Source organism: Mycobacterium sp. TKK-01-0059 (genome assembly GCF_000709305.1).
GTDB classification, from domain to species: Bacteria; Actinomycetota; Actinomycetes; order Mycobacteriales; family Mycobacteriaceae; genus Mycobacterium; species Mycobacterium intracellulare.
Genome location: NZ_KL446993.1, coordinates 1,313,846 through 1,330,848 on the forward strand (window position 1 = coordinate 1,313,846; position 17,003 = coordinate 1,330,848).

General features: G+C 67.3%; 14 protein-coding genes and 1 pseudogene. 8 read left to right on the plus strand and 7 right to left on the minus strand.

What is annotated here, in order from left to right:
• Positions 1–13: 13 nt before the first annotated feature.
• Positions 14–1,297, minus strand: coding sequence for an acyl-CoA dehydrogenase family protein (locus tag K883_RS06535; protein WP_008261510.1), 1,284 nt, complete (start codon positions 1,295–1,297; stop codon positions 14–16).
• A gap of 119 nt (positions 1,298–1,416) precedes the next feature.
• Entirely contained in the window at positions 1,417–3,963 is a 2,547-nt protein-coding gene (gene clpB, locus K883_RS06540) for an ATP-dependent chaperone ClpB (RefSeq protein ID WP_008261516.1), read from the minus strand.
• A gap of 133 nt (positions 3,964–4,096) precedes the next feature.
• Here clpB and K883_RS06545 point away from each other — a divergent pair, with 133 nt between their 5' ends.
• Genes K883_RS06545 through K883_RS06555 form a run of 3 tightly spaced genes read left to right on the plus strand, consistent with a single transcriptional unit; the run spans position 4,097 to position 6,668 of the window.
• A complete protein-coding gene (locus tag K883_RS06545; protein ID WP_008261517.1) occupies positions 4,097–4,531 on the plus strand; it encodes a DUF3060 domain-containing protein in 435 nt (144 codons plus the stop codon).
• Between the two features lie 32 nt (positions 4,532–4,563).
• On the plus strand, positions 4,564–5,754 hold the full coding sequence (locus K883_RS06550) for an FAD-binding oxidoreductase (protein WP_020823693.1): 1,191 nt from the start codon (positions 4,564–4,566) through the stop codon (positions 5,752–5,754).
• Between the two features lie 2 nt (positions 5,755–5,756).
• The gene (locus tag K883_RS06555) at positions 5,757–6,668 is read left to right on the plus strand and encodes an aldose 1-epimerase (RefSeq protein WP_020823694.1); all 912 of its coding nucleotides are present in this window, start codon (positions 5,757–5,759) and stop codon (positions 6,666–6,668) included.
• Positions 6,669–6,805: 137 nt separating this feature from the next.
• Here the strand turns inward: K883_RS06555 and K883_RS06560 are convergent, their stop codons facing one another.
• The 4 genes from K883_RS06560 to dnaK are packed head-to-tail and all read right to left on the minus strand — an operon-like array spanning position 6,806 to position 10,923.
• Complete coding sequence (locus K883_RS06560; protein WP_008261523.1) at positions 6,806–7,201, minus strand: heat shock protein transcriptional repressor HspR; 396 nt, start codon at positions 7,199–7,201, stop codon at positions 6,806–6,808.
• Positions 7,201–8,379 (minus strand): molecular chaperone DnaJ, encoded by a 1,179-nt coding sequence (gene dnaJ, locus K883_RS06565; protein ID WP_020823695.1) that lies wholly within the window; start codon positions 8,377–8,379, stop codon positions 7,201–7,203. Before dnaJ ends, K883_RS06560 begins: the two co-directional genes overlap by 1 nt.
• A 49-nt stretch (positions 8,380–8,428) precedes the next feature.
• Positions 8,429–9,067: a nucleotide exchange factor GrpE gene (gene grpE, locus K883_RS06570; RefSeq protein ID WP_036454061.1), complete on the minus strand. Its 639-nt coding sequence runs from the start codon at positions 9,065–9,067 to the stop codon at positions 8,429–8,431.
• Positions 9,064–10,923: a molecular chaperone DnaK gene (gene dnaK, locus K883_RS06575; RefSeq protein ID WP_014385934.1), complete on the minus strand. Its 1,860-nt coding sequence runs from the start codon at positions 10,921–10,923 to the stop codon at positions 9,064–9,066. The genes grpE and dnaK overlap by 4 nt, the downstream gene beginning before the upstream one ends.
• Positions 10,924–11,241: 318 nt before the next feature.
• Between dnaK and K883_RS06580 the strand changes: the two genes are divergently transcribed.
• The 5 genes and pseudogenes from K883_RS06580 to K883_RS06600 all read left to right on the plus strand — a co-directional run bounded on the left by K883_RS06580 (position 11,242) and on the right by K883_RS06600 (position 15,240).
• On the plus strand, positions 11,242–11,835 hold the full coding sequence (locus K883_RS06580; protein ID WP_020823697.1) for a hypothetical protein: 594 nt from the start codon (positions 11,242–11,244) through the stop codon (positions 11,833–11,835).
• A gap of 111 nt (positions 11,836–11,946) precedes the next feature.
• Positions 11,947–13,140, plus strand: coding sequence for a putative alpha/beta hydrolase (locus K883_RS06585; protein ID WP_020823698.1), 1,194 nt, complete (start codon positions 11,947–11,949; stop codon positions 13,138–13,140).
• Positions 13,141–13,150: 10 nt separating this feature from the next.
• Positions 13,151–13,711, plus strand: a complete 561-nt coding sequence (locus K883_RS06590) for a hypothetical protein (RefSeq protein ID WP_014712488.1) — start codon at positions 13,151–13,153, stop codon at positions 13,709–13,711.
• Positions 13,711–14,427, plus strand: coding sequence for a hypothetical protein (locus K883_RS06595; RefSeq protein WP_014712489.1), 717 nt, complete (start codon positions 13,711–13,713; stop codon positions 14,425–14,427). Before K883_RS06590 ends, K883_RS06595 begins: the two co-directional genes overlap by 1 nt.
• Positions 14,428–14,506: 79 nt before the next feature.
• Positions 14,507–15,240 (plus strand): annotated as a pseudogene (locus tag K883_RS06600) (hypothetical protein).
• Positions 15,241–15,284: 44 nt separating this feature from the next.
• Here the strand turns inward: K883_RS06600 and K883_RS06605 are convergent.
• Positions 15,285–16,634: a sugar porter family MFS transporter gene (locus K883_RS06605; protein ID WP_179945085.1), complete on the minus strand. Its 1,350-nt coding sequence runs from the start codon at positions 16,632–16,634 to the stop codon at positions 15,285–15,287.
• Between the last annotated feature and the right edge of the window lie 369 nt (positions 16,635–17,003).

Genomic DNA, 17,003 nt, shown 5'->3' on the forward strand with positions numbered 1-17,003 from the left:
GCCCGGGCGGGCGTCAGCGCCGGCGGGCGAAGTACTTCTTGGAGTCCTCGGCCGCGGCCCGCAGTTCGGGTTCTGCCTGGAACTTCGGCTCGAATTTCGCCCACGCCGCCTCCCGCTTGGCGGGGAAGTACTCCGTCGGCCAGTACGGATGCTGCTGCGGGCTGTAGTCGCGCAGCAGGCGCCGGGCGACGGTGGCCTTGTGGACCTCGTCGGCGCCGTCGGCCAGCCCCATCGTCGGCGCGCTCGCATACATCGCCTGCAGCGGCGTCAGGTCGGTGGTTCCGAGTGACCCGAGGATGTGCAGGGCGTTGTACGACACGTCGCGCAGCACCTTGGCCATCGTGAACTTGACCGTCGCGATGTCGGTGCGGGCCTCCTTGGTGCTGGAATTGTCGATCTTCCACGCCGTTTCGAGCACCAGCAGCCGCAGCATGCGGATCGCGGCGTAGGAGTCGGCGATCTTCTCCTGCACCATCTGATGCTCCGCGATGACCTTGCCGTGCGACTCCCGCGACAGCGCCCGCTCGCACATCATGTCGAACGCGAGCCGGCACTGGGCGATGGTGCGCATCGCGTGGTGGATGCGGCCACCGCCGAGCCGACGCTGGGCCAGCGTCTTGGCGCCGTCCTCGGGGCCGAGCAGGTGGTCGAGCGGAACCCGGACGTCGTTGTAGATGATGTGGTTGTGGTTGCGCGGCTCGGGCTGGATCTCGACGCCCGGGGTGCGGCGCGGCACGACGAACATGCCGTTGGTGCACATCACGAAAAGGATGTCGGCCACCCGTCCCGCCGAGGTGAACCACTTCTCGCCGTTGATGACCCATTCGTCGCCGTCGCGCACGGCGTGGGTCTTGAACAGGCTGGGGTCGGATCCGCCCTGTGGCTCGGTCATCGAATACGCCGAGAACATGTCCTGGTTGAGCAGCGGCTCGAGCCACCGCTTCTTCTGCTCCTCGGTGCCGAACGCGGCGAGCATCTCCATGTTGCCGGTGTCGGGTGCGGCGGCGCCGAACATCTGCGGGGCCTGCGGGTAGCGGCCGATGACCTCGTTCAGTAGCGCCAGCTTGAGCTGACCGAAACCGGGGCCACCCAACTCCTCGTCGAGGAAGATCGCCCACAGCCCCTGGTCCTTGATCTGCTGCTGCAGACCGCGCACGTAGGCCTTCACCCGGGGATCGGGCGAGCGCACCGCGTAGGGGAACACGAAGTCCAGCGGCTCGATCTCCTCGCGGCAAAAATCCTCGACCCAGTCGAGCTTCGCCTGGAAATCCGGCTCGGTGCTGAAGTCCCACGCCATGTTGGCCTCCGATCTGCCGTCGGTGGGACGCTACCAATGCGCGTCCAATCGCCGAACGTCGACTTGTTGGGCGGTTTCCGGGGAAAGAACCACAACAAGTCGACGTTCGAGCGCGCGGCTCAGCCCAGGATCAGGGAGTCGCCGTCGGGGCTGACGTTCACCGGCACGGTGTCGCCGTCGTGCACGTCGCCGGCCAGCAACAGCTTGGCCAGCTGGTCGCCGATGGCCTGTTGCACCAGCCGGCGCAGCGGCCGCGCGCCGTAGACCGGGTCGAATCCCCGATGCGCCAGCCACTGCTTGGCCGGCAGCGACACCTCGAGGGTGAGGCGGCGCTGCGCCAGCCGCTTCTGCAGCTGCGCCAGCTGGATGTCGACGATGGCCACCAGCTCACCGGGCTCCAGGCCGGCGAAGACGATGACGTCGTCGAGCCGGTTGATGAACTCCGGCTTGAACGCCGAGCGCACCGCGGCCATCACCTGCTCCTCGGTGCCGCCCGAGCCCAGGTTGGACGTCAGGATCAGGATGGTGTTGCGGAAGTCGACCGTGCGGCCCTGCCCGTCGGTGAGCCGGCCCTCGTCGAGCACCTGCAACAGCACGTCGAACACGTCCGGGTGCGCCTTCTCGATCTCGTCGAACAGGATCACCGTGTACGGACGCCGCCGCACCGCCTCGGTCAGCTGACCGCCCTGGTCGTAGCCGATGTAGCCGGGAGGGGCGCCGACCAGCCGGGCCACCGAGTGCTTCTCGCCGTACTCGCTCATGTCGATGCGGACCATCGCGCGCTCGTCGTCGAACAGGAATTCCGCCAGCGCCTTGGCCAGCTCGGTCTTACCGACACCGGTCGGGCCCAGGAACATGAACGAACCGGTCGGCCGGTTGGGGTCGGCGACGCCCGCGCGGGCGCGCCGCACGGCGTCGGACACCGCCGTCACCGCCTTGCGCTGCCCGATGACGCGCTTGCCCAGCTCGTCTTCCATGCGCAGCAGTTTGGCGGTCTCGCCCTCGAGCATCCGTCCGGCCGGGATGCCGGTCCACGCCGACACCACGTCGGCGATGTCGTCGGGGCCGACCTCCTCCTTGAGCATTACGTTCTCGCGGGCCTCGGCCTGCGGAAGCGCGGCGTCGAGTTTCTTCTCGACCTCGGGGATGCGGCCGTAGCGCAGCTCGGCGGCCTTGGCCAGGTCGCCGTCGCGCTCGGCGCGCTCGGACTCCCCGCGCAGCGCCTCGAGCTGCTCCTTGAGCTCGCGCACCACGTCGATCGCGTTCTTCTCGTTCTGCCAGCGCGTGGTGAGCTCGGCGAGCTTCTCCTTCTGGTCGGCCAGCTCGGAGCGCAGCTTCTCCAGCCGCTCTTTGGACGCCTCGTCCTCTTCTTTGGCCAGCGCCATCTCCTCGATCTCGAGGCGGCGAACCAGGCGCTCGACCTCGTCGATCTCGACGGGCCGCGAGTCGATCTCCATCTTCAGCCGGCTGGCGGCCTCGTCGACCAGGTCGATGGCCTTGTCCGGCAGGAACCGCGCGGTGATGTAGCGGTCGGACAGCGTCGCCGCGGCCACCAGGGCCGAGTCGGTGATGCGGACACCGTGGTGCACCTCGTAGCGGTCCTTGAGCCCGCGCAGGATGCCGACGGTGTCCTCCACCGACGGCTCGCCGACCAGCACCTGCTGGAAGCGGCGCTCCAGCGCGGCGTCCTTCTCGATGTACTTGCGGTACTCGTCGAGCGTGGTGGCGCCGACCAGGCGCAGCTCGCCGCGGGCCAGCATCGGCTTGATCATGTTGCCGGCGTCCATCGCACCCTCGCCGGTCGCGCCGGCGCCGACGATGGTGTGCAGCTCGTCGATGAAGGTGATGATCTGCCCGGCGGAGTTCTTGATGTCGTCCAGGACGGCCTTGAGGCGTTCCTCGAATTCGCCGCGGTACTTGGCGCCGGCGACCATCGAGCCGAGGTCCAGGCTGATGACGGTCTTGTCGCGCAGGCTCTCCGGCACGTCGCCGGCGACGATGCGCTGGGCCAGGCCCTCCACGATCGCGGTCTTGCCGACGCCGGGCTCGCCGATCAGCACCGGGTTGTTCTTGGTGCGCCGGCTCAACACCTGCACGACGCGGCGAATCTCGTTGTCACGCCCGATAACCGGGTCGAGCTTGCCCTCGCGGGCGCGCGCGGTCAGGTCGGTCGAGTACTTCTCCAGCGCCTGATAGGTGGCCTCGGGGTCGGCGCTGGTGACCCGGGCGCTGCCGCGGACCTTGACGAACGCCTCCCGCAACGCCTGCGGCGACGCGCCGTGCCCGGTGAGCAGCTTGGCGACGTCGGAGTCGCCGGTGGCAAGGCCGACCATCAGGTGTTCGGTGGAGACGTATTCGTCGTCCATCTCGGTGGCCAGTTGCTGGGCGGTGGTGATTGCGGCCAGCGACTCGCGCGAGAGCTGCGGCTGCGAGCTGGCGCCGCTGGCCTGCGGCAGCCGCTCGAGCAGGCGCTCGGCTTCGGCGCGGATGGTGGCGGGCGCGACCCCCACGGCCTCCAGCAGCGGCGCGGCGATGCCGTCCGCCTGGGTCAGCAACGCCATCAGCAGGTGGGCGGGCCGGATCTCCGGGTTACCGGCGGCCGAGGCCGCCTGCAGCGCCGAGGTCAGCGCCGCCTGGGTCTTGGTGGTCGGGTTGAAAGAGTCCACGACGCCTCCATTCGGGTCGAAAGGGAGCTGGCAAAAATGCTTGTCTGCTTGTTCAACGTCGTCAATGTTGAGTCTGTTCCGCTCAACTCTACCGAGTTTTGGGCACTACGCCGTACGGGGTACCCCCGTAGCGATGACGCAGACGATGCAACACCCCGACCAGGCCGCCGACCCCACCCGAACCCCGCGCCGGGGCAGGAGCTTATGGCTGGCCGCCCTCGCCGGAGTGGCGGTCGCGGGCCTTGTCTCGGTCGGCCTGCATACCGACCTCGCCCACGGCAGCCAGTCCAGTGAGGTGCCCGACGCCGGGACGCTGCAGGTGAGCGGCGCCGGTACGACGAAGACGCTGCCCTGCCACGCCGGCTACCTGTCGGTGAGCGGAAAGAACAACACGATCACCCTCACGGGCCACTGCACCAGCGTCACCGTCTCCGGCAACGACAATCGCGTCGCGGTCGACAGCACGGACGCGCTGAGCGCATCCGGAGCCGGCAACGTCGTTGTCTACCACTGGGGTTCACCCAAGATCGTCAGCGCCGGGACAGCCAACGTCGTCCGGCAGGGCTGAATCCACGGAATCCGAGCCTAGAATCGGGGCCCGTGAGCCTCGAGGACGTCCAAGCGCTGGCCGTGCTGCGCGACGCCTTCGAACCGGACGCCGCGGGCCGCTCGGGCTCCCAGGGTGATTCCGGCGAGCTGGTGCACCGCTTCTACACCCATTGGTTCGCCCTCGACGCCTCGGTGCGCGATCTCTTCCCACCCGAAATGAGCGCCCAGCGCGCCGCTTTCGGCCACGCGTTGCACTGGGTGTACGGCGAACTGGTCGCGCGGCGCGCGCGGGAGCCGGTGGCGTTTTTGGCCCAGCTCGGGCGGGACCATCGCAAATACGGTGTGCTGCCGCATCATTACGACACCCTGGGCCGCGCATTGCTGGCGACGCTGCGCTCGCATCTGGGTGCGGCCTGGACCGGCGCGGTCGACGACGCGGCCAGGCAGTCGCTGAACCTGATCACCGGGGTGATGAGCGGCGCCGCGGACGCCGAGGAGGGACCCGCCTGGTGGGACGGCACCGTCATCGAACACCTGCGGGTGTCGCGGGATCTGGCGGTCGTGCGGCTGCAGCTCGACCAGCCGATGCACTACCACCCCGGGCAATACGTCAACGCCCATGTGCCGCAATGCCCGCGCCGCTGGCGGTATCTGAGCCCCGCCATTCCCGCCGATCCCAGCGGCGGGATCGAGTTCCACGTGCGCCTGGTGCCGGGCGGCCTGGTCAGCACGGCGATCGTCAACGAAACCCGCATCGGCGACCGGTGGCGGCTGTCCAGCCCACACGGCGGCCTGGGTGTCGACCGAGACGGCGGCGACGTGCTGATGGTCGCCGGCAGCACGGGCCTGGCGCCGCTGCGGGCGCTCATCATGGACCTGTCCCGCTACGCGGTCAACCCGCGGATACATCTGTTCTTCGGCGCGCGCTACCGCTGCGAACTCTACGACCTGCCCACCCTGTGGCAGGTCGCGTCGCACAACCCGTGGCTGTCGGTGTCGCCGGTCTCGGAGTACAGCGCCGACCCGGCGTGGGCCGCCGACTATCCCGACGTCACGCCGCCGCGGGGCCTGCACGTGCACCAGATCGGCCGGCTGCCCGACGTGGTGACCAAGTACGGCGGCTGGGGCGACCGTCAGATCCTGATCTGCGGCGGGCCAGCGATGGTCAGCGCCACCAAGTCCGCGCTGCTCGCCAAAGGCGCTCCGCCCGAACGCATTCAGCACGATCCGCTCTGGAGGTAGCCATGCACGTCGTCACCCTGCGCGATCCTTCGTCGCCACTGGTTGCCCAGTTCGTTCCGGACGCGGGGATGATCGGCACGTCGCTGCGCGACGCCGACGCGGAGTTGCTCGGCCAACGTCGCGGTCTGGACGCCTATGTCAGCGACGGCAAGACGATGGGCATCCCGATCCTGTATCCGTGGGCAAACCGGTTGGGCGGGAACACCTATACCGCGCAGGGCGCGACGGTGGACCTGACGCCGGGTGAGAACGGGGTGCGCGCCGACCCCAACGGGTTGCCGATCCACGGCGTCCTGGCCGCCTATCCCGGCTGGCGGGTGACGGACGAGTCCCCGAACGAGCTGACCGCTCTATTGGATTTCGGTGCCGATCCACGACTGCTGGCCAGCTTCCCGTACCCGCATGTGCTGACGGTGACCGCGCGACTGGCCGATCGCGCCCTGACGGTGCGGACCACCGTCGCCGCCACCGGCGACTCGGCGGTGCCGCTGTGCTTCGGGTTTCATCCCTACCTGCAGCTGCCAAACGTGCCCCGCGGTGACTGGGTCGTCGAGACGCCGGCGCTGCGGCACCTGAATCTTGACGACAGGGGGCTGCCCACCGGAGAGACCGAGCTGCAGCCGGCACGCGAAGAGGCGTTGCGCGACAAGGCCTTTGACGATGCCTGCGACGACGTCACCGAGGACGCGGTGTTCGCGGTGTCCGGGGGCGGACGCCGCATCGAGGTGCATTTCGAGCGGGGCTATCCGGCGGCGCAGATCTTCGCGCCGCCGGTCGACGATCCGTCCAAGGCCATCATCTGTTTCGAGCCGATGGCCGCACCGACCGACACGCTGCGCCGCGGCGGCTATCGCTGCGCTTCGCCGGATGAGCCGGTGGTGACGCAGTTTTCGATCCGGGTGCGATCACAGTGACCACCTGGGTCACCGCAATCGCTGTCTGCTGATCACCAGGAGCATGCGAAAAGCGCTAGCACATGCGCTAGCGCTTTTGCGAATGTTGTGTGCCCCGGAGACAGGAACCCTTGGGGCGCAAGCGAACTTCCCGACGATTAACGCCCCCGGCGCGGCTGCCACACCACCAGCGCGGTGCTCTTGGGCACCACCGCCACGTCGCGGCGCTGGCTGGCGCGCAGCTGCGCCAATTCCTCGTTCAACTCTTTGATCCGTGCCTGCAGCGCCTCGACCTGGTTGGTCAGCTCGATGATCCGCTTGATGCCGGCGAGGTTGACCCCCTCGTCCTGCGAGAGCCGCTGCACCTCACGCAGCAGGTCGACGTCGTGCTCCGAATAGCGGCGTCCCCCACCGGAAGTGCGGCGCGGGCTGACCAGGCCGAGGCGGTCGTAGGTGCGCAGGGTTTGGGCGTGCATACCGGCCAGCTCGGCGGCGACCGAGATCAGGAACGTTCGGGCATCCTCATTTCTTGAATTGCTCGAGCCCTTGGCCATCAGCGATTACCCGCCCATCCTGCCCGGGGGTCAAACCCGCTGGAGCGCTCGGCGGCGGCGTACGCCTCCAGCGCCTCCTGGGCCGCGCCCTCCAGATTCGGTGGCACGGCGACCTTTACGGTGACCAGCAGGTCGCCGTTGCCGCCGCTGCGCTTGGGCACACCGCGTCCGCGCACTCGCAAGATCCGGCCGTCGGAAGTTCCCTTGGGCACCCGGACACCGACTTTGCCGTCCAGCGTAGGCACCGAAATGGTTGAACCCAAAGCCAATTCGGTGAAGCTGACCGGAACGGTGACGGTCAGGTCGTCGCCGTCGCGGCCGAACACCTTGTCCGGGCGCACATGCACCGTCACGTACAGGTCACCCGACGGCGCGCCGCGCAGACCGGCCTCACCCTGGCCGGGCAGCCGGATGCGCTGTCCGTCCTCGACGCCGGGCGGGATGCGCACGTTGATGGTGCGGGTCCGGGTGGTCACCCCGGTGCCCTTGCACTCCTCGCAGGGGTGCTCGATGATCGAGCCGCTGCCCCGGCAATCGGTGCAGGGCTCGGAGAAACCGAACGCGCCCTGGTTGCGGTTGATCACGCCGGAGCCGTTGCAGGTGGGACACACCTTCGGGCTGGTGCCCGGCCGCGCCCCGCTGCCATGGCAGTTGGTGCACGGCGCCGGGCTGGTCAGCCGCAGCGGCATCGCCACACCCTTGGCGGCCTCGACGAAATCCAGCTGGGTCTCGGTCTCGAGGTCGTTGCCGCGGCGCGGCCGGCTGGGCCGGCCGCCGGCGCCGCGCCCGAACAATCCGCCGAACAGGTCGCCGATGTTGGTGCCACCGCTGCGGCCGGCGGCATCGAACAGATCGTTGAGGTTGAACTCCGCCCCATCGCCGCCGACGTTGAAGCCACCGAAGCCGCCGGTATCGAACCGGCGCCCGCCAAAACCGCCGCCGGCGAACAGCCTTCGGGTTTCGTCGTATTCCTTGCGCTTGGCCGGATCGGACAACACGTTGTGCGCCTCCGACACGGCTTTGAATCGTTCACCGGCGGCGGGATTGTCCGGGTTGGCGTCCGGGTGCAGATCGCGCGCCAGTTTGCGGTAGGCGCGTTTGATCTCTTCGGGACTGGCGTCAGAGGAGACGCCCAGCTCCTTGTAGAAGTCTTTTTCGACCCATTCACGCTGGGCCATGTCGCGTCACCCCCTCACCTGTGGCGTTGCGTTGTGCTGATTGTGTGGTCTAGTCACCGGACGTGCCGGCGTTATCGTCCGATTCGACCGGCGCGGTTTCCTCAGCCTCACCGGCCGAGGCCGATTCGTCGCCGTCGTCGACCGTGTCGACGACGCCGACCATGGCGTGGCGCAGGATTTGATCGCCGAGCTTGTAGCCCTGCCGCATGACGGTGCCGATCACCGGGCGAGATCCGTCGCCCTCGTGCTGGACGGCTTCGTGCAGCACCGGGTCGAAGTCCTCGCCCTCCTCGCCGAACGCCGTCAGGCCGAGCCCGGTCAGCGCGCCCTCCAGCTTGTCGGCCACCGCCTTCAGCGGGCCCGACTCGAGGTCGCCGTGCTTGCGCGCCCGGTCGAGATCGTCGAGCACGCCCAGCAATTGGTTGACGACGGCGGCCTTGGCCCGGTCCGCCGCCGCCTGCTGGTCGCGCAGCGCCCGCTTGCGGTAGTTCGCGAAGTCGGCCTGCACGCGTTGCAGATCGGCGGTCAGCTCGGCGAGCTTGCCCTCGCCCTGAACCGCCGGCTCGTCGGCCGGGGCCGGCCCTCCCGGCGTATCGCCGGGAGGGACCTGCCGTACTTCACCGGTCTCAGGATCGATTCGCCGCTTGTCGGTGACGGTCACCTGTTCTTGTGGGTTTCCTTCTGTCACTTGGACTCCCGGTCGTCGTCGACCACCTCCGCGTCCACGACGTCGTCAGCGGAGCCAGCCTGCCCACCACCGGTCGCGTCCGCCTGCTCGCCCGCGGCCTGGGTGGCCTCGTAGATGGCCTGCCCGAGCGCCTGCGACTCCTGACCCAGCTTCTCCATCGCCGACTTGATCGCGGTGATGTCGGTGCCGCCCAGAGCCGTCTTGGCCTCGGCGATCGCGGCGTCGACCTTGGACAGCGTGTCCTCGGGAACCTTCGACCCGCCCTCGGCTTCGCGCTGGTCCTTGACGAACTTCTCCGTCTGGTAGACCAGCGATTCGGCCTGGTTGCGGACGTCGGCCTCCTCGCGGCGCTGGCGGTCCTCCTCGGCGTGCGCCTCGGCATCCTTGATCATCCGGTCGATCTCCTCCTTGGACAGGCCGGAGCCCTCCTGGATTTTGATCGTGTTCTCCTTGCCGGTGCCCTTGTCCTTGGCCGTGACGTGCACGATGCCGTTGGCGTCGATGTCGAAGGTGACCTCGATCTGCGGGACGCCGCGGGGCGCCGGCGGGATGCCGGTCAGCTCGAAGGAGCCGAGCAGCTTGTTGTGCGAGGCGATTTCGCGCTCACCCTGGTAGACCTGGATCTGCACCGACGGTTGGTTGTCATCGGCCGTGGTGAAGGTCTCCGACCGCTTGGTCGGGATCGTGGTGTTGCGCTCGATGAGCTTGGTCATCACGCCACCCTTGGTCTCGATACCCAAGCTTAGCGGCGTAACGTCAAGCAGCAGAACGTCTTTCACCTCGCCCTTCAACACGCCAGCCTGAAGAGCGGCACCCACGGCCACCACCTCGTCGGGGTTGACGCCCTTGTTGGGCTCCTTGCCGCCGGTGAGCTCCTTGACCAGTTCTGTCACCGCGGGCATCCGGGTGGAACCACCCACCAGGACCACGTGGTCGATCTCGGAGACCGAGATGCCGGCGTCCTTGATCACGGACTGGAAGGGCTGACGGGTGCGGTCCAGCAGATCCTGTGTGATGCGCTGGAATTCGGCGCGCGTGAGCTGCTCGTCGAGGAACAGCGGGTTCTTGTCCGCGTCGACGGTGATGTAAGGCAGGTTGATCGAGGTGCTCTGCGAACTCGAGAGTTCGATCTTGGCCTTCTCCGCGGCCTCACGCAGCCGCTGCATCGCCATCTTGTCCTTGGTCAGGTCAATTCCGCTGGTGCCCTTGAACTTGTCGACGAGCCAGTCGACGACGCGGTCGTCCCAGTCGTCCCCACCGAGGTGGTTGTCACCGCTGGTGGCGCGGACCTCGACCACGCCCTCGCCGATCTCGAGCAACGACACGTCGAACGTGCCACCACCGAGGTCGAAGACCAGGATGGTCTGCTCCTTCTCGCCCTTGTCCAGGCCGTAGGCCAGCGCGGCGGCGGTCGGCTCGTTGACGATGCGCAGGACGTTCAGGCCGGCGATCTGGCCGGCTTCCTTGGTCGCCTGACGCTGGGCGTCGTTGAAGTACGCCGGCACGGTGACCACCGCGTCGGTGACGTCCTCACCCAGGTATGCCTCGGCGTCGCGCTTCAGCTTCATCAGCACGCGGGCGCTGATCTCCTGGGCGGTGTATTTCTTGTCATCGATCTCGATGGACCAGTCGGTGCCCATGTGCCGCTTGACCGAACGGATGGTGCGGTCGACGTTGGTGACCGCCTGGTTCTTGGCGGGCTGGCCGACGAGCACCTCGCCGTTGCGCGCGAACGCGACGATGGACGGGGTGGTCCGCGAGCCCTCGGAGTTGGCGACGACGACGGGGTCACCGCCTTCGAGGACTGCGACGACGGAGTTGGTGGTCCCGAGGTCGATACCGACCGCACGAGCCATAGTGATTCCTCCTGATTGTGTAGAGCTTGTCTGGTGCCACTATGCTGAGTGAACCCCGCTCAAGCCTGCCCCCGAGGGCGATAGGCTGTCAACCTAGTCTTGAGCCTGGTTCACTCAACTTGTCGATCATGTTAACGGCCCGCGGTCCCGTGTTGTTCCCGGGGCCAGCGGTGGCGGCGCACAGTCGCCCCGCGAGTCGGTCACGCGGCGGTAAAGCTTCACCATCGGCGCCGCATCGATAGGCACTCGAGTGCAGCGACTGTCGTCGGAGGGTGGGTAACCTGAGTGCCGCCATTCGAATCGTCTGGGGAGCGGCGGGTGCGGTTTTCGGATAATGCGCGGCGGAGCCTGGCCGGTGGTTCGCTGCTGCTCGTAGCCCTGTTCGCCGGCCCCGGGCTGGTGTCCGGCTGCAGCTCCGTCATCGGCGGCCGGCCGGTGGCTTCGCCCGGGGCGGGCGCGAGCGAACCGTCCTTCCCCACGCCTCGATCCACGCCGTCGTCGCCGTCGGCGACCGCCGCTCCGGTCCCGACGGCTCCGGCCGCGCCGACCGGCCCCACGAATCCGGCCGGGGCCATTCCGCTGCCGCCCGACCAGAACGGCTACGTCTTCATCGAGACCAAATCCGGCGTGACCCGCTGCCAGATCAATAAGGACACCGTCGGCTGCGAGGCGCCATTCACCAACTCCCCGCTGCAGGACGGTGAGCACGCCAACGGCGTCAGCATCACCACCGGCGGCAAGGTGCAGTGGGTGCTGGGCAACCTGGGGGCCATCCCGACCGTCAGGATCGACTACCAGACCTATGCCGCCCAGGGCTGGACGATCATCGCCAATACCGACGGCACTCGCTTCACCAACGACCAGACCAAGCACGGCATGTTCGTCAGCATCGAGAAGGTCAACACGTTCTAGGGCGGTAACCTTGTCGACGGCGTGGCGGGGGATCGGTCTGCCGCGTGATGTCGCCGACCAGCTACCGGTGCTCGCTCAGGCCCGGCCTAACCAAGAAGCCCTGACGATTCCATGCAACTGCGCTACATCAGTGTCGCGGCGCTGATCGCCGAGGCCGGTGGTGATCCGTGGGCAATCAATCAGAGCCTGCAGGCCGGTAACCCGTTTCAGATATCTCAGCTGGCGGAGGCTTTCCTCAAGGCGGGCCGATGCACCGCCGAGGCCACCAATGCGTTCGACCAGGCCCGCAGCCGCTTCGACGCCGCCTGGAACCATCAGAACGGGGACCATCCGATCACTGGGTCAGACGAGGTCCAGCGAGTGACGAAAGCCCTTGGGGCGCAGTCCTTGCAGCTGCCCAAGATCGGTGCCGACCTGGAAAACATCGCCGCCAACCTGGCCGAGGCGCAAAAGGCCGCGGCCGGACAGATCGCGGCGCTCGAAGGTCAGTTGCAGCAGCTGGACGGCTTCATCGGTCAAGCGGTGGAGCTGGAAAAAGATCCCACCCTCACCGCGGAGGACCGACACGCGCTGGACGCGTTCATCAGCGGTCGCGAAGACGACGCGATCCGCGACACCAAAGCCGCGCTGGGCCAGCTGCAATCGACCCGCGACGGCTACGCCAACTCGTTTCAGAACGCGATGGGGACCCTGCACGCGGACGGTTACGACCTCACACCTGCCCCGGCGGCACCCGCACCGGCGGGTGCCGACCCGGCACCGGCCGGCCAACCCGGCGGTGGACCCGCCTTGGCCCCGACGAAGGGCGAGGTGCTGACCGGGACCGCGGGCGCGATCGCCGGTGGTACCGCCGACGGCGTGCGTGGGGCGACGACCAAGCTGATCGCCGAGTCGCCGGGCACGGGACCCGGTAAGGCTGACCCGGGCTTATTGAAGTGGTTCGAGGACCCGAAGATCGGCGGCATCGAGCTGAAGGGATTCTCCCGCGTCGGCGGGGTGGTTGCTGCCGCCAGCGCGGTACCCGCTGTCATGTCCGATATCCACGACGGGAACTCGGTTGCGGAGGCCGTCACCCGGGAGGGTGCGGGCGTCGCCGCCGGTCTGTGGGCGGGCGCGCAGGCTGGTGCGCTGGTCGGTTCGATTGTTCCGGGCGCAGGGACTGCGGTTGGTCTGGTGGTGGGTGCCGGTGCCGGAGCAATCGCCGCCTTCGCGGCGTCCAAAGCGGTCGAAGTGAGCTGGGAGCCAGTTTCGGATGCGGTCGGGAGCGTGGTGCACGGCGTCGAATCCGTCTTCGGCTTCGGATAGGACGACCGCGATGCGATTCGATGAGTTCACCAAACAGCATGGCCTCGCTGTGTCTCCGGTCGATCGGTTTGCCAGATTCCTTGTTGAGGTGGGGGTGCCACCACGTTGGGAACTCTTCGATTCCGCCATCGGTACACGGGTCTGGGTTTGGCGCGACGACCCGCTCATCGACGTGTTCTGCGCCAACGCGGTGTTGACGATGCATTGCGTCGAGACCCCCCTGGATCCCGACGGAGTGTTCGCCATGTTGTCCGAGCAGCAGTCGCAGTCGGTGCCAAAATGTCATGAACTACATCGAGAATTCACCCGAGCCAAAGAGGGCGTCGGTATGGTGGGGGCGCTCACGATGCAGATCGCCCATGAGCTCGGCACCATCGACAGCGCGTCACAGTCCCGGATCATCACCGCCGAACAGGAGACCTTTATTGCGCAGCTGACGGTAACCGCGCTACACGATTCGCCGGTGGATCGGGCACATATCTGGCTGACCGCCCGACCGGGTCCGGCGGCAAATCCGGCGCCCCCCAGTCAGCAACGCGCCCGGGTGATCGGAACGCGAGAGGGGCCGTGATGGCCGGCGGCAAGGCAAAGGGCCGCTGGCGGGTGCTGCGCTATTCCTTCGGTGGCGCCTTGTGCCTGTTGGCCGTTATCAACGTGCTGGTCGGATCTAGTTGGTCTCTTTCTCTCGCCGTCGCTGCGACCGGAGGCATCATCCTCATGGGTCAGCGCCGGATTTTTCGCGCCGCGGTCAGCCGGACCGTTGACACGATCGTCTGCCGCTACATTCCCTGGTACGAGGGCAACGCCTACAGCACGACAATGTTGCTCCCGCTGATGGGAGTCGCGTCGGTCGCCTTGGGGTTCGCTCCCGGCAATCCGGCATGGCTGCGCTTCACCGGATTCCTCCTTCTTGGTGTGACCCCATTGACGGTGTGGGGCGTCGTTCGCATGTGGCGACGTTGCCTCCTCTGCTTCAGCTCGCGGATGTTGACCGTGCGATTGGCCGAGGGTAAGGGCGACTTGACCGAAATCCGGCGTGAGCTCGTTGAGTCGATCGAGCCCAGGCACCTCCCGCAGCCGGCAGGTGGTACGTCGTTACAGGTCGCCATCACTTACCAACCCGCGGACGCCGGCGGGGATGTCAAGACCGTGCTGCTTGGCCTGCGGCTGACTGTTCAGCCGATCAACCTGCTCAACGCGCTCGTCGCCTGGAAAGACGGCGCCCACCAAAACCCGAGCGAGCTGCTGGACCGGGTCGAAGGGATTCTTCGAGGCAATCCACAGTGACCGCCCGACCGGGGCCGACGTGCTCAGTGTCTGTGGGTCGGCACCCCGACCCCGTAACCGCAACACGAGACGGTCACTGATGGCCGACGGCACCGCGAAATACCGTCGGAGGCGGGCGCTGCGCCATTCCTTCGGTGGCGCCTCGTGCCTAATGGCGGTCATCGGCCTAATGGTCGGAGCCAGTTGGTCTTTGTCTGTCGTCCTCGCTGCGATCGGCGCGGTCATCCTTATCGGTCCGCGGCGGATTTTTCGTGCCGCGGTCAGCCGGACCGGCGATGAGATCGTCTGCCGCTACATTCCCTGGTACGAGGGCAGCGCCTACAGCACCACACTGCTTCTCCCGCTGACAGGAATCGCCATGGTCGATTTGGGGTTCAGACCGGGCAATCCGGCTTGGCTGTGGTACGGCGGGGTCATCCTGCTAGCCATCTCCGCCTTATTGATGGGAACCTCCATCTGGATCTGGCGCCGATCACTTCTTCGTATCACCCCGTCGGTGTTGACTGTGCGAATAGCAGAGCGCGGCAGCGAGTTGACCAATATTCGGCGCGAGGATGTCCGTTCGATCGAGCCCAAGCTCGTTCCGAACGCGGCGGCTGGTACCGAGCGGTTGCAGGTCGAAATCGCCTACCAGCCCGCTGATGTCAGCAACGAGACGACCGCGACGGTGATGCTCGGGATGTATCTGACCGTTCAACCGATCAACCTGCTCAAGCCCTCGTCGCCTGGAAAGACGGCGCCCACCAAAACCCGAGCGAGCTACTGGACCGGATCGAACGAATCCTTCGTGGCCAGTCAACGGGCGGCGCGTGATCGCGTCGGACAGCCCGAAATAACCTGCTCCGCAACTGAATTCGTCATCGCGAGAAGTCTGAAGGTCGAAATTTCCCCTCCGCCAGATTCTTTTCGATTTCCTCCAAGCTTTTACCGGTGAGGTCGGGCATGCGGAAGAACACGAAGATCCACGCCGCCACGTTGAACAGCGCGTAGAGCCACATCGAGGGGCCGGGCCCGATCGCATTGATGAGCGACAGCAGCGTCAGCGTGATGAGCAGGTTGGTCCCCCACAGCGTCGCCGAATGCACGGCGGTGCCCTCCGGTCGCACCGCCAGCGGATAGGTCTCCGAGCCGGTCAGCCATCCCATCAGCTGCAGGCCGCCGGCGTTGAACACCATGAAGGCGATCAGGCAGATCATGATCTGGGCGATCACATCGTGACCGCTGTCGGCGGTGACGAAGAGCAGGCCGAGCGCGAACAGGCTGATCGCTGCACCCGGCACCATGATGAGGGTGAGCCGGCGCCGGCCGACCCGGTCGATAATGGCCAACCCAACCAGTTGGGCGATCACGTACGTCGCACCCAACGCCAGCGACACCAGCAGAGCCATGGACCTGTACACACCGCTGTTGGTCAATATGGTCGGCGCGTAATAGATGATCATCTCGATGCCGCTGAGCTGAGTGAACACCGCGATGCCACAACCCAGCACCAGCGCCGGACGCACCCACGCGTCGCGCAGCCCAGCCCACCCGCGGGTAGTGGCCTGGCGTTCCATGCGCGCGAGTTCGGTCGCCTCGTCCAGCTCGGCACCCACGTCGTAGCCGTCGGGCCGGACCCGCTCCAACACGGCTCGTGCAGCGTTTCGATCGCCTCGCTTGACCAGCCAGCGCGGACTTTCCGGTAGGCGCAGCAACAGCCACAACATGATCGCGGCGGGGACGCACGCGATCCCGGTCGGCCCCCGCCAGGAGACCGAGTCGGAGATCCCGACGAGGTTGGCGACCAGGATGCCCACCCCGATGGCGATTTGGAAGCACAGCACCAACCGCCCCCGGTAGGCCGTCGGCGAAAGCTCGGCAACATACATCGGTGCGGTCTGCGTCGCCCCGCCGACCGCGAAGCCCAGGACCAGCCTTCCCAGCGACAGCACCACGACATCCGGCGCGTCGGCACACCACAGCGCGCCGACGATGAACACCACCGACAGCATCAACAGGGTGCCGCGGCGGCCGAACCGATCGGAAAGCCAGCTGCACGCCAATGCCCCGATGATGGCGCCGAGCAGGATGCTGGCGGCGACCACCTGCTTCCAGGCCGCGGTGATGTTGAACTCCTCGGTGAGCAGCAATAGGGCCCAGGAGATGACACCGGTGTTGTAGCCGTAGAGCATGCCCGAGATCGCCGAGACGAGGGCGATGACGACCACGGCGCTCGTCAGTTGGTTTCCCGCCTCCGCGCCGGCGCCGGCTGCACCGTGCGACGCTTCCTCGTGAGCCGCATCTGCGCACTTTGCCGGGTCGGTCCCATCGCGCAATTCCGCCTCGCGATGCCGCCCGTTCGCCGCGGTCGGGGCGTCATCGCCGGCTTCTGACCACCATTCGCGGTCTGTGGGATCGGCGGCCATTAGCAGGACCGATCGTTGTAGCTCAGACGACGAACCCGGGGCGCATGGGCGGGCCGGCCGGGCATCGTGATCGCCTCCCTACCCTGCGCTCGGATTGCATGGCCGCTCGCCGCGGCGCTAGGACCCGATGCCATACCGGGCGTCGCTGCTGTGACGGCGGGTACGTGTTGG